Genomic DNA, 13,181 nt, shown 5'->3' on the forward strand with positions numbered 1-13,181 from the left:
CCGGCCGGGACACGGTCCTGCCATGTGCGTGGTGTATCCTTAAGACTCAGCAACAGCGCGTCCGCGCTCCGCCCGGGCGCATCACCATGAACGACACGCCTCCCAGTCGACACCGAACCAGCGACAAACCCCAGGAAAAGCGCTCGCTGCTCGAGCGTCTGACCGACTTCATCTCGCCCGAGCCCGAATCTCGCGGCGAACTGCTGGAAATCCTCCAGGACGCGCACGAGCGCAATCTGATCGACGCGGATTCGCTGTCGATGATCGAAGGCGTTTTCCAGGTCTCCGAACTGTGCGCGCGCGACATCATGATCCCGCGCGCGCAGATGGACGCGATCAACATCGCGGACACGCCGGCCGAATTCATCCCGTTCGTGCTCGACAAGGCGCATTCGCGCTACCCGGTCTACGAAGGCAACCGCGACAACGTGATCGGCGTGCTGCTGGCCAAAGACCTGCTGCGCTACTACGCGCAAGAGGAATTCGACGTGCGCGGGATGCTGCGCCCCGCCGTGTTCATTCCCGAATCGAAGCGGCTGAACGTGCTGCTGCACGATTTCCGCGCGAACCACAACCACATCGCGATCGTCGTCGACGAGTACGGCGGCGTCGCCGGGCTGATCACGATCGAAGACGTGCTGGAGCAGATCGTCGGCGACATCGAGGACGAATACGATTTCGACGAGGAAAGCGGCAACATCATCGCGTCGCCGGACGGCCGCTACCGCGTGCGCGCGCTCACCGAAATCGGGCAGTTCAACGAAACCTTCGGCACGCACTACCCGGACGAGGAAGTCGATACGATCGGCGGCCTCGTCACGCATCATTTCGGGCGCGTGCCGCATCGCGGCGAAAAAGTGCGCATCGACGACCTGATCTTCGAGATCCTGCGCGGCGACGCACGCCAGATCCACATGCTGCTGGTGCGCCGCGATCCGCTCGCGGGCCGTCGCGAACGCGACGCGCAGCAGGCCCAGAGCTGATTCCCCAGTCCACCGCCGACCACGCAACAATGGCCGACCCGATCACTTCCCGCCTGCGCCGTGGCGCGGCCACCGCGCTCGCGCGCTCGCCGGGCCGCACGCTGCCGCGCTGGCACTACGCCGTCGCGCTCGCCGCGGGCGCGGCCAACACCCTGTCGTTCGCGCCGACTCCGCATGGCGGCTGGCTCGAACTCGCGATCTTCGCGTTCCTCTATGCGTGGCTCACGCGCACGACCGGCTGGAAAAGCGCCGCGCTCACCGGCGGCGCTTTCGGCTTCGGCAACTTCGTGACCGGCGTCTGGTGGCTCTACGTCAGCATGCACGAGTACGGCGGCATGGCCGCGCCGCTCGCCATCGCGGCGCTCGTGCTGTTCTCGCTGTATCTCGCGCTCTATCCGGCGTTCGCGGCCGGCCTCTGGTCGTTCTGCGCCGGTCACGCGGGCCACGGCGCGCACGCGGACCGGCCGTTCGCGCCGACCTGGCACGGCGCGTTCGCCTTCGCGAGCGCGTGGGCGCTCGGCGAATGGCTGCGCGGCACGGTGTTCACCGGCTTTCCGTGGCTCGCGAGCGGCTATGCGCAAGTCGACGGGCCGCTTGCCGGCTATGCGCCCGTGGCGGGCGTCTACGGGGTGGGCTGGGTGCTCGCGCTCGTCGCCGCGCTGCTGGTGCAGGCGGCCGTGCGCGCGCGCAAACCGGCGGCGCGCGGCAGCGCGGCGCGCCCCGGCCGCGCGCTGCCGGCGTTCGGCGCCGCGCTCGCGCTCGTTGCCGCGGGCCTCGCGCTGCCGCTCGTGAACTGGACGCAGCCGGTCGACGGGCCGCTCACGGTGCGCCTGCTGCAAGGCAACGTGAAGCAGAGCATGAAGTACGACCAGGCGGGCGCGATCGCGGCGATCCACGAGTATCAGCAGATGATTACGGCGAAGCCCGCGAATCTGATCGTCACGCCGGAAACCGCGATTCCGGTCCTGATCCAGCAGTTGCCGCCGTGGTTCGCGACGGCGCTGCGCCAGTTCTCCGACACGACCGGCTCGGCGGTGCTGTTCGGCGCGATCGGCGGCACGATCACGCCGGACGGCCAGCTGGTCGACTACACGAACAGCCTGTTTGGCGTCACGCCCGGCTCGCGCACGCTGTACCGCTACGACAAGCACCATCTGGTGCCGTTCGGCGAGTTCGTGCCGTGGGGCTTTCGCTGGTTCGTGAACCTGATGAACATTCCGCTCGGCGACTTCGCGCGCGGCGCGCCGGTGCAAAAGCCATTTGTCGTGCACGGCGAGGCGATCGGCGTCGACATCTGCTACGAGGACATTTTCGGCGAGGAAATCGCGCGCTCGATCCGCGACAGCACGCCCGAGCCGGGCATCCTCGTCAACACGACCGACCTCGCCTGGTTCGGCAACACGATCGCGCTCGACCAGCATCTGCAGATCGCCCGCATGCGCTCGCTCGAAACCGGCCGGCCGATGCTGCGCGCGACCAATACCGGCGCCACCGCGGCAATCGACGCGCACGGCCGCGTGATCGCGCGCCTCACACCCTTCACGGTCGGCTCGATCGACGTGACCGTGCAGGGCATGTCCGGCCATACGCCTTACGTGACGAGCGGCAACAACACGGTGCTGGCGCTCTCGCTGCTGCTGCTCGCGGTCGGCTTTGCCTTCGGCCCGAGCCTGCGGCGCCGCGGCGGCGACGCGTAGCGCGCGCCGCCCCAAAAATCCGCACCGTGCCCCCTTTCCGTTAAAATACAAGGTTTGGCACTTCGCTCCACGGCCGTCCCGCGCGCTCACGCGCGCCGGGGCGCGGCCCCTGCCCGAAAGGCACTTCATGCTCACGTTTCAGCAAATCATCCTGACGCTGCAGTCCTACTGGGACAAGCAGGGTTGCGCGCTCCTGCAGCCCATCGACCTCGAAGTCGGCGCGGGCACCTCGCACGTGCACACGTTCCTGCGCGCGGTCGGCCCGGAGCCGTGGCGCGCCGCCTACGTGCAGCCGTCGCGCCGCCCGAAAGACGGCCGCTACGGCGAGAATCCGAACCGTCTGCAGCATTACTACCAGTATCAGGTGGTGCTGAAGCCGGCGCCGGAGAACATTCTCGACCTCTATCTCGGCTCGCTCGCGGCGCTCGGCTTCGACCTGAAGCAGAACGACGTGCGCTTCGTCGAGGACGACTGGGAAAATCCGACGCTCGGCGCGTGGGGACTCGGCTGGGAAGTGTGGCTGAACGGCATGGAAGTCACGCAGTTCACGTACTTCCAGCAGGTCGGCGGCCTCGACTGCCGGCCCGTGCTCGGCGAGATCACCTACGGGCTCGAGCGTCTCGCGATGTACCTGCAGAAGGTCGAGAACGTCTACGACCTCGTCTGGACCGAGTGGGAAGAGCAGGGGCCGAACGGTCCCGAACTGCGGCGCCTGTCGTACGGCGACGTGTACCACCAGAACGAGGTCGAACAGTCCACGTACAACTTCGAGCAGGCCAACGTCGAGCTGCTGTTCACGTTCTTCAACAGCTACGAGAGCGAAGCGAAGCGCATGATCGATGCGCAGCTCGCGCTGCCCGCCTATGAACTCGTGCTGAAGGCCGGTCACACGTTCAACCTGCTGGACGCGCGCGGCGCGATCTCGGTGACCGAGCGCGCGGCCTATATCGGCCGCATCCGCAACCTGTCGCGCCAGGTCGCGCAGGCGTACTACGATTCGCGCGAAAAGCTCGGCTTCCCGATGCTCGGCAATCCGGTGCACGGCGTGCCCGGCCTCACCACCGACGAACAGGATGCCGCGATGCCCGCCTGGGCGCCGCCGCTGAAGGTCGAACGGCAGATCGACGCGGACTGACGGGAACACGAACACATGACTCATCCCCAACACGCCACCCTCCTCGTCGAACTGCTCACCGAGGAACTGCCGCCGAAGGCGCTCGCGCGTCTGGGCGACGCGTTCGCCGAAGGCATCGCGCAGCGCCTCGCCGCGCGCGAGCTGATCGAAGGCGAGCTGACGTTCGAGCGTTTCGCGACGCCGCGCCGCCTCGCGGTCGTGGTCCGCAACGTGCGCGCCGGCGCGCCGCAAAAGCAGGTGCGCGAGAAGGTGCTGCCGGTGTCGGTCGCGCTCGACGCGCACGGCCAGCCCACCGCGCCGCTCGCGAAGAAGCTGGCCGCGCTCGGCTTCCCCGACTTCCCGGTGAACGAGCTCGAACGCGCAACCGACGGCAAGGCCGAAGCGTTCTTCCTGCGCTACGCGGCGCCCGGCGCAACGCTCGCCGAAGGCCTGCAGGCCGCGCTCGACGAGACGCTGAACGTGTCGAAGCTGCCGATTCCGAAGGTCATGACGTACCAGCGCCTGGACGGCAGCAACATCCAGTTCGTGCGGCCCGTGCATCGCCTGACCGCGCTGCACGGCGACCAGGTCGTGCCGGTCGGCGCGCTCGGCGTCGACGCCGGCGACACGACGCTCGGCCACCGCTTCCTCAGCGAGGGGCGCATCGCAATCCAGCACGCGGACACGTACGCGGACACGCTGCGTCACAAGGGCTCGGTGATCGCGAGCTTCGCCGAGCGCAAGGAGCAGATCCGCGCGAGCCTGCTCGCGCAGGCCGGGGATGACCAGGTCGTGATGCCGGAGTCGCTGCTCGACGAAGTCGCGTCGCTCGTCGAATGGCCGGTCGTCTATCCGTGCCGCTTCGAGGACGAATTCCTGCAGGTCCCGCAGGAATGCCTGATCCTCACGATGCAGACCAACCAGAAGTATTTCGCGCTGACCGACCAGGCCGGCCGGCTGCGCTCGCGCTTCCTGATCGTGTCGAACATCGCGACCGACACGCCTGCGGAGATCGTCGAAGGCAACGAGCGGGTCGTGCGCCCGCGTCTGGCCGACGCGAAGTTCTTCTTCGAGCAGGACAAGAAAAAGACGCTCGCCGAACGCGTGCCGCTGCTCGCGAACGTCGTCTATCACAACAAGCTCGGCTCGGCGCTGCAGCGCGTCGAGCGGGTCGAGGCGCTCGCCGGCGCGATCGCCGCCCTGCTCGGTGCCGACGTCGCGCTCGCGAAGCGCGCCGCGCGCCTCGCGAAGGCCGACCTGATCACCGACATGGTCGGCGAATTCCCCGAGCTGCAAGGCACGATGGGCACCTACTACGCCCGCCACGACGGCGAGCCGGAAGAGGTCGCGCTCGCATGCACCGAGCACTATCAGCCGCGCTTCTCCGGCGACGCGCTGCCGTCCACCGCCACCGGCACCGTGGTGGCGCTTGCCGACAAGCTCGAAACGCTCGTCGGCATCTGGGGGATCGGCCTGCAGCCGACCGGCGAGAAAGACCCGTTCGCGCTGCGCCGTCACGCGCTCGGCGTCCTGCGCATCGTCGTCGAGAAGCAGTTGCCGGTCGATTTCGTCGAAATGCTGCGCACCGCGCATGCGCAGTTCGCCGCGCTGCCGAACGTGGCGGACTCGACCGAGGCAATCTACGCGTTCTGCATGGACCGTCTGCGCGGCCTGCTGCGCGAGCGCGGCCACGCGGCCGGCGAAATCGACGCGGTGCTCGCGCTGAACCCGACGCGTCTGGACGACATCGTCGCGCGGCTCGACGCGGTGCGCGAGTTTTCGTCGCTCGCGGAGGCGGCGTCGCTCGCCGCCGCGAACAAGCGCATCTCGAACATCCTGAAGAAGTCGGGAAGCGCGCCGTTCGACGGCGGCGTGCAGGCGGCGCTGCTGGTCGAGGCCGCCGAGCAGGCGCTCTACGCGCAGCTCGAACAGGTCGCGCCGCGCGTGCAGTCGCAACTGGCCACGCGCGCGTACACGGGCGCGCTGAGCGCGCTCGCCGCGCTGCGCGAACCGGTCGATGCGTTCTTCAACGACGTGATGGTCAACGCGGAAGATCCGGCGTTGCGTGCCAACCGGCTGGCCCTGCTCGGCGCGCTGCATCAGCAGATGAACTGCGTCGCCGACATCTCGCGGCTCGCAGCCTGAACGACGGACACCATCATGCCGAGCTCCTCCCGCAAAATCGTCGTGCTCGATCGCGATGGCGTCATCAACGTCGACTCGGACGCGTTCATCAAGTCGCCGGACGAATGGATTGCGCTGCCCGGCAGCCTCGAAGCGATCGCACGGCTGAATCAGGCCGGCTACCGGGTGGCGGTCGCGACCAACCAGTCCGGCATCGGACGCGGGCTGTTCGACATGAACGCGCTCAACGCGATGCATCTGAAGATGCACCGGATGGCGGCCGCGGTCGGCGCGCGCATCGACGCGGTGTTCTTCTGCCCGCACACGGCCGACGACCACTGCGAATGCCGCAAGCCGAAACCCGGCATGCTGAAGCTGATCGCGGAGCGCTTCGAGATCGAGCCGCAGGACACGCCGATGGTCGGCGATGCGCTGCGCGATCTCGAAGCCGGCGCCGCGCTCGGCTTCCGGCCGCATCTCGTGCTGACCGGCAAAGGGGCGAAAACCCTCGCGAAAGGCGGCCTGCCGCCGGACACCCGTGTGCATGACGACCTGCGCGCGTTCGTGCTCGACCTCCTCTCCCACACCGACGCGTAACGCGTCGGCGTCTTCGAACCGACCGCACTCCGATGCGCTTTCTCCGTTCGCTGCTGCTGCTGATCTACCTGGTGATCTTCACGATCCCGTACGCGCTCGCCTGCTTCGTCGCATTTCCGTTCCTGCGTGCGGACCGGCGCTACTGGATGGCGGCCGGCTGGTGCCGTGCGACGCTTGCGGTCGTGCGCAGCCTGAACGGCATCGACTACCGCGTAGAGGGGCTGGACCATCTGCCGGACGGCCCCGCCGTGCTGCTGTCGAAGCATCAATCGGCCTGGGAAACGGTCGCGTTTCCGGCGATGATGCCGCGGCCGCTGTGCTACGTATTCAAACGCGAACTGCTGTACGTGCCGTTCTTCGGCTGGGCGCTCGGGCTGCTGCGGATGATCCACATCAACCGCAAGGACGGCAAATACGCGTTCGAGTCCGTCGTGCGGCAAGGCAAGGCGCGGCTGGCGGAAGGCGCGTGGGTCATCATGTTCCCGGAAGGCACGCGCACCCCGACCGGCAAGCAGGGCAAGTACAAGACCGGCGGCGCGCGCTTTGCGGTCGAAACCGGCGCGCCGGTCGTGCCGATCGCGCACAACGCGGGACGCGTCTGGCCACGCAACTCGTTTTTCAAATATGCGGGTATAGTGACGGTGTCGATCGGCAAGCCCATCGACACGAACGGGCTCACACCCGATCAAGTGAACACGCGTGTCGAAGCGTGGATCGAGGCGGAAATGCGCCGTATCGATCCGGCCGCGTATCCGGCCAAGGCCGCGCCTTCCGCTGCTGCCCGCCTCTGACGCGCCCGGCGCCGCTCACACGGCGCCCCACACGGCGCCCTTGCGCCAGCCCGAAACACCGATGCCCAAGCCCCCTTCGCCGCGCCCGGCTGCGGCGCTCGATAGCCGGCAACTCGATCTGCCGCTGTTCGCGCAGCCGGCGGCTCCGAGCGCGCCGGCCGCCCCGCCCATCCCCGAAGGTACGCGCTTGCGCAGCGTGACGATCGGTGCTCGCACGCTGTCCTACGTGCTGAAGCGCTCGGCGCGGCGCTCGATCGGCTTTGCGATCGACAGCAGCGGACTCACGATCACCGCACCGCGCTGGGTGACGCTCGCGGACATCGAAGCCGCCATCGTCGACAAGCAGCGCTGGATCTTCGCCAAGCTGATCGAATGGCAGACGCGCGTCGAGCAGCGCGCGCTGCCGCGCATCGACTGGAAGGACGGCGCACAGGTGCCCTACCTCGGTCAGCCGGTGCGCGTGACGCTCGGCGCGCCGCGCGGCACGCTCGTGTTCGACGCGCAGCAGGCCGCGCTCGCGCTGCCGCTGCCGGCGCAGGCGGATCCGCAGCAGATCAAGGACCGCGTGCAGGGCTGGTTGCAAGGCGAGGCGAAGCGGCTCTTCGGCGAGCGGCTCGCGTATTACGCGCAGCGGCTCGGCGTCAGCTATCGCACCTACGCGCTGTCATCCGCGGCGACGCGCTGGGGCAGCTGTTCGAGCGACGGCAAGATCCGGCTGAACTGGCGGCTGATTCATTTTCCGTTGTCGATCATCGACTACGTGGTGGCCCACGAACTCGCCCACCTGCGCGAGATGAACCACAGCCCGCGCTTCTGGCAGACGGTCGAGTCGATTTTTCCGGAGTTCCGCGAAGCGCGGCAAACGCTCAAGCAACATCCGCCGGAGCTGCTGCCGACGCTCTGACGCGCCGGCAGCACGTGAGCGGCCCGCGCACGGCGCCGGACGTTCGTTACGGCTTGCGCTGGATGAATTCGATCTTGTAGCCGTCCGGGTCGGTGACGAACGCAATCACGGTCGTGCCGTGTTTCATCGGCCCCGCCTCGCGCACCACCGTACCGCCCTGCGCCTTGATGCGCTCGCAGGCGGCATAGGCGTCATCGACTTCGACCGCGAGGTGGCCGAAGCCGGCGCCCAGGTCGTAGGACCCGGTGTCCCAGTTGTGCGTCAGTTCGATGACGGTGCCGTCACGCTCGTCGGTGTAGCCGACGAAGGCCAGCGTGAATTTGCCATCCGGAAAGTCTTCGCGGCGCAGCAGCTTCATGCCGAGCAGTTCGGTGTAGAAGCGGATCGAACGGTCGAGATTGCCCACGCGGATCATCGTGTGAAGCAGGCGCATTGTGCCCTCCTGGTTGCGGTATCGAGGACGTCAATGTACCCGGAATCGCGCCGCGCCGCTCTGCCGATGGCCGCCCCGGCGCACGGCATGCACGCGCGCGATGGGGTCATCGCCCCGGCGGCGCGCCGCATTTGCTATCGTGCGCAACACCGCCTGCGCAAGCGCCCTGCACCGCGACACGCCGCAGCCGGCCGCCACAGCCAACCCCATCGAGATTTTCGCCACGGGCAGGGTCCGGCGCGTTCTCATGCGCACCGGACGCCGCCCGCGCTTCGACCCGTCATGCACACCCCTGCCCTCGCCGACCGCCGCTCGCCCGACAGCCTCGCCATTCTGACGATGATCCTGCTCTGCGCGATCTGGGGCCTGCAACAGGTGGCAATCAAAAGCGCCAACGCGTACCTGCCGCCGGTGTTGCAGGCCGGGCTGCGCTCGGCGATCGCCGCGCTGCTCGTCTGGGGCTGGGCACGCGCCCGCGGCACACCGCTCTTCGCAAACGACGGCACGCTGCGCGCGGGACTGCTCGCGGGCGTGCTGTTCGCGGCCGAGTTCGTCTGCATCTTCCTCGGCCTGACGCTCACCACGGCGTCGCGGATGGCGGTCTTTCTGTACACCGCACCGTGCTTCACCGCACTCGGGCTGCACTTTTTCGTCGCCGGCGAGCGCCTGCGGCGCACGCAATGGGCCGGGATTTTCGTCGCGTTCGCGGGCATCGCGCTCGCGTTCGCGGACGGCTTCATGCACGGCCACGCGGGCGGTCACGGTCACGGCCGCACGACGCTCGCCGGCGTCGCGGGTGACGCGCTCGGCGTGCTGGGCGGCATCGCCTGGGCGGCGACCACGGTGGTGGTGCGGGCGACCCGCCTGGCGTACGCGAGCGCCAGCAAGACCCTGCTGTATCAGCTCGCGGTATCCGCGGTCGCGCTGATCGCGCTGGCGCTCGCGAGCGGCGAGACCCACATCGCCGCCGTCACGCCGCTCGCGCTCGCCAGCCTCGCCTATCAGGCAGTGATCGTCGCGTTCATCAGCTATCTGACGTGGTTCTGGCTGCTCACGCGCTATGTGGCCTCGCGGCTGGCCGTGTTCTCGTTCCTGACACCGCTGTTCGGCGTCACGTTCGGCGTGCTGCTGCTCGGCGATTCGTTCAGTGACCGCTTCCTCGCGGCCGCGCTGATGGTGCTGGCGGGCATTGCGCTCGTCAACGCGCCGGTGCGGCGCGCGCGCTGAGGCGGCGCCGCGGCGCGCGTGCGCTCAGGCGGGACCGGGGCGCGCCGCCGCCACAGCCTGCGCGACGCGCACGTATTCGGCGACCGGCACGTCCTCCGCGCGACGCTGCAGGTCGAAGCCGAGTGCGTCGAAGTCCACCGTGTCGCGCAAGCTGGCGAGCGTGTTGCGCAACATCTTGCGACGCTGCGAAAACGCCGCCGTCACGACGTCGCCCAGCACGCGCGCGTCGACGTCGGGCAACTCGTGCGGGGCGTGCGGAATCATCCGCACGATCGCCGAATCGACCTTCGGCGGCGGCTGGAATGCGTCGGGCGGCACGTCGAGCAGCTTGTCGATCGTATAGCGGTACTGCAGCATCACCGACAGACGGCTGAACGCCTTGCTGCCCGGTTCCGCGACCATCCGCTCGACCACTTCGTTCTGCAGCATGAAGTGCTGATCGATCACCGCCGGCGCAAAGGCGGCGAGATGGAACAGCAGCGGACTGGAGATGTTGTACGGCAGATTGCCGACGATGCGCAGCGTCGGCGTGCCCGCCGGCGCCTGCGGGTCGGCGAGCGCGCCGAAGTCGAAGTCGAGCGCGTCGCCGGCGTGCAGCGTCAGCAACGCGCCAAACTTCTTCTGCAGCCGCGCGATCAGGTCGCGGTCCAGCTCCACCGCGTGCAGCGGCGACGCCGGCGTCGCGAGCCGCGCGATCAGCGGCTCCGTCAGCGCGCCGAGACCCGGCCCGATCTCGACCATGCGCTCGCCCTCGCGCGGACGAATCACGTCGACAATCGAATCGATCACGCCCATGTCGACCAGAAAGTTCTGCCCGAAACGCTTGCGTGCGAAGTGACCCTGATGCTGGCGGCTGGTGGACATCGGAAAAGGCGAAAAAAACGAAAAAGTCAGGCCGCGCGCCGATGGCCGGCCATCGTTACCGCGGTGTCGAGCGCCGCGATCAGGCTGCCCGCATCCGCGCGGCCGGTGCCGGCCAGATCGAGCGCGGTGCCGTGATCGACCGACGTGCGGATGATCGGCAAGCCGAGCGTCACGTTGATGCCTTCGCCGAAGGTGGCGAACTTCAGCACCGGCAGCCCCTGGTCATGGAACATTGCGAGCACGCAGTCGGCATCGTTCAGATAGCGCGGCTGGAACAGCGTGTCGGCCGGGTATGGGCCGCGCGCGTCGATGCCGGCTGCCTGCGCCTGCTTCAGCGCAGGCTCGATCACGTCGATTTCCTCGCGCCCGAGATAGCCGTTCTCGCCCGCGTGCGGGTTGAGCCCCGTCACGAGGATGCGCGGCGCGGGCAGCCCGAAATGACGGCGCAGATCGCTGTCGATGATGCGCAGCGTGCCGGCGAGCCCTTCGACCGTCAGCGCAGCCGGCACGTCCTTCAGCGGCAGATGGGTAGTCGCGAGCGCGACCCGCAGCGGGCGCGCGCCGGTGCCGGCGAGCATCATCACGACCTGCTGCGTGCCGGTGCGCTGTGCGAGATATTCGGTGTGGCCGGTGAACGGCACCCCTGCGTCGTTGATCGTGCTCTTCTGCAGCGGCGCGGTGACCATCGCGTCGTAGCGGCCGTCCATCGCGCCGTCGATCGCGCGGTCGAGCAGCGCCAGCACGTAGCGGCCATTGGCGGCATCGAGCCGGCCCGGCTGCGACGCGGCGCCGAGCGGCAGATGCTCGACGCGCACGCGATCGCCATGCGAGGCGAGAAACGCCGCCCAGTCGAGCCCCACGGCGCGCGCCCGCGCGTCGAGCAGACCCGCGTCGCCGAGCACCGTAAACTGCGCGCCGGGCCAGCGGGCGGGCGCCCCGACGAGCGCCTGCGCAGTCAGCTCGGGACCGACGCCGGCGGGCTCGCCGGTCGTGATCGCGATCTGCAGGGGGGCGCGCGAGGCCGCGTCGGAACGGGACATGAGCGTCAGTTCAGGTTCGGCTTGCCGATCAGGATGTTGACGTAAGCCGTGTCGCGCAGTTCGCGCAGCCAGTCCGCATAGGCCTGCTCGGCCTTGCGCTGGCCGATCGCCTGGCGCGCGAGGTTCATCTGCTCGGCGACCGAGCCCTTCGATTCGCGCCGGCCGAGCACCTGGATCAGGTGGTAGCCGTATTCGGTGCGCACCGGTTCGCTGATCTGCCCGACCTGCAGGCTGTTCATGGCCCGCTCGAACTCGGGCACCGTCTCGCCGGGGCTGATCCAGCCGAGGTCGCCGCCCTGCGCCGCCGAGCCGTCCTGCGAATAGGTGCGCGCGAATTTCGCGAAGTCGCCGCCCGCTTCGATCTGCTGGCGGATCTCCAGCAGCTTCTCGCGCGCCTGCGCCTCGGACATCGCGTCGCCGACGCGCAGCAGGATGTGCCGCACGTGGGTCTGCGGGATCACCGCAAGGTCGGAACTGGCCGAGCCCTCGGACGGGCGCCGGGCGACCAGCCGGATGATCTGGAAGCCGTCGTCGGTGCGGATTACGTCCGGGCTCACTTCGCCGGGGCGCAGCTTCGACGCCGCCTTCACGAACTCCGGCGGCAGCTGGTCAGCCGACTTGAAGCCGAGATCGCCGCCCTTGCCGGCGTCCGCCGCCTGCGAGTCTTCTTTCGCGAGCTTGCTGAACTTCGTGTTGCCCTTGAGCGCCGTTTGCAGGATCCCGTGCGCTTTCTGCTCGGCCGCGACGATCTCCGCCTCGGTGGCGCTGGACGGCACCTTCACGAGGATATGCTCGATGTTCAGGTCGTTCGACAGCCCGACGTTCGGACCGCGCTGGCTCGCGATGTAGTTCGCGACTTCCGCGTCCGACACCGTCACCTTCCGGTCGACCTCCTGCTCGCGCAGATGCGACAGGATCAGCTCGGTGCGCGCGTCGCGCGTGAACGTGGCCCAGGGCACGCCTTCCGCCTCGATGCGCGCGCGATACTCTTCGAGCGGCATGTGGTTGGCCGCGGCGAGCCGTTCGAGCGTGTGCTGCACGGCCGCGTCGTCGACGGTGATGCCGTCTTCCTTCGCTTGCTGCAGCTGGATGCGCTCGAGAATCATCTGGTCGAGCACCTGCTGGCGCAGCTGGTCGAGCGGCGGCACCGGTGCGTTCTGCTGCTGCAGGCGCCGCGTAATGAGCCCCATGCGGTCGTTCAGCTCGCGAACCGTGATCACCCCGTCATTGACGATTGCGGCAATCCGGTCGACCGGCTGGATATTGCTGGGCGCCGCCGCCGTGGGGCTCGCGGTCGCATTCGGGAGATTCTGCGCCTGTGCGGGCGCGACCTGCAGTAAGGCGGCAACGGCGGCACAACCCGCCAGAAGCGTTGCCAAGCGAAGCGTTTTCATGATACCCACAGAG

At 68.5% G+C, this 13,181-nt stretch carries 12 protein-coding genes; 8 read left to right on the forward strand and 4 right to left on the reverse strand.

Annotation, left to right across the window (positions count from 1 at the left end):
* Window positions 1–86 precede the first annotated feature (86 nt).
* From AC3AP7_RS14085 to AC3AP7_RS14115, 7 genes are all read left to right on the forward strand, one after another.
* Entirely contained in the window at window positions 87–983 is an 897-nt protein-coding gene (locus tag AC3AP7_RS14085) for a CorC family transporter (protein WP_475761965.1), read from the forward strand.
* Window positions 984–1,012: 29 nt separating this feature from the next.
* On the forward strand, window positions 1,013–2,680 hold the full coding sequence (gene lnt / locus AC3AP7_RS14090) for an apolipoprotein N-acyltransferase (RefSeq protein WP_475761963.1): 1,668 nt from the start codon (window positions 1,013–1,015) through the stop codon (window positions 2,678–2,680).
* Between the two features lie 127 nt (window positions 2,681–2,807).
* A complete protein-coding gene (glyQ, locus tag AC3AP7_RS14095; RefSeq protein WP_475761961.1) occupies window positions 2,808–3,815 on the forward strand; it encodes a glycine--tRNA ligase subunit alpha in 1,008 nt (335 codons plus the stop codon).
* Between the two features lie 15 nt (window positions 3,816–3,830).
* Entirely contained in the window at window positions 3,831–5,939 is a 2,109-nt protein-coding gene (gene glyS / locus AC3AP7_RS14100; protein ID WP_475761959.1) for a glycine--tRNA ligase subunit beta, read from the forward strand.
* A gap of 15 nt (window positions 5,940–5,954) precedes the next feature.
* The gene (gmhB, locus tag AC3AP7_RS14105; protein ID WP_475761957.1) at window positions 5,955–6,515 is read left to right on the forward strand and encodes a D-glycero-beta-D-manno-heptose 1,7-bisphosphate 7-phosphatase; all 561 of its coding nucleotides are present in this window, start codon (window positions 5,955–5,957) and stop codon (window positions 6,513–6,515) included.
* Window positions 6,516–6,547: 32 nt separating this feature from the next.
* Window positions 6,548–7,306, forward strand: a complete 759-nt coding sequence (locus AC3AP7_RS14110) for a lysophospholipid acyltransferase family protein (RefSeq protein ID WP_475761955.1) — start codon at window positions 6,548–6,550, stop codon at window positions 7,304–7,306.
* Window positions 7,307–7,367: 61 nt separating this feature from the next.
* On the forward strand, window positions 7,368–8,210 hold the full coding sequence (locus AC3AP7_RS14115) for a M48 family metallopeptidase (protein ID WP_475761953.1): 843 nt from the start codon (window positions 7,368–7,370) through the stop codon (window positions 8,208–8,210).
* 46 nt (window positions 8,211–8,256) lie between these two features.
* Here the strand turns inward: AC3AP7_RS14115 and gloA are convergent, their stop codons facing one another.
* A complete protein-coding gene (gloA, locus tag AC3AP7_RS14120; protein WP_475761951.1) occupies window positions 8,257–8,643 on the reverse strand; it encodes a lactoylglutathione lyase in 387 nt (128 codons plus the stop codon).
* 282 nt (window positions 8,644–8,925) lie between these two features.
* On the opposite strand from gloA, the gene AC3AP7_RS14125 reads away from it, so the two are divergent.
* Entirely contained in the window at window positions 8,926–9,870 is a 945-nt protein-coding gene (locus AC3AP7_RS14125) for a DMT family transporter (RefSeq protein WP_475761949.1), read from the forward strand.
* A gap of 24 nt (window positions 9,871–9,894) precedes the next feature.
* Here the strand turns inward: AC3AP7_RS14125 and rsmA are convergent, their stop codons facing one another.
* From rsmA to AC3AP7_RS14140, 3 genes are read right to left on the reverse strand one after another with little or no spacing between them, the layout of a single operon-like run.
* On the reverse strand, window positions 9,895–10,734 hold the full coding sequence (rsmA, locus tag AC3AP7_RS14130; protein ID WP_475761947.1) for a 16S rRNA (adenine(1518)-N(6)/adenine(1519)-N(6))-dimethyltransferase RsmA: 840 nt from the start codon (window positions 10,732–10,734) through the stop codon (window positions 9,895–9,897).
* A gap of 26 nt (window positions 10,735–10,760) precedes the next feature.
* Complete coding sequence (gene pdxA, locus AC3AP7_RS14135; protein ID WP_475761945.1) at window positions 10,761–11,774, reverse strand: 4-hydroxythreonine-4-phosphate dehydrogenase PdxA; 1,014 nt, start codon at window positions 11,772–11,774, stop codon at window positions 10,761–10,763.
* Window positions 11,775–11,779: 5 nt separating this feature from the next.
* Complete coding sequence (locus AC3AP7_RS14140) at window positions 11,780–13,177, reverse strand: peptidylprolyl isomerase (RefSeq protein ID WP_475761943.1); 1,398 nt, start codon at window positions 13,175–13,177, stop codon at window positions 11,780–11,782.
* Between the last annotated feature and the right edge of the window lie 4 nt (window positions 13,178–13,181).

This window comes from Paraburkholderia sp. PAMB 6770 (assembly GCF_057748135.1).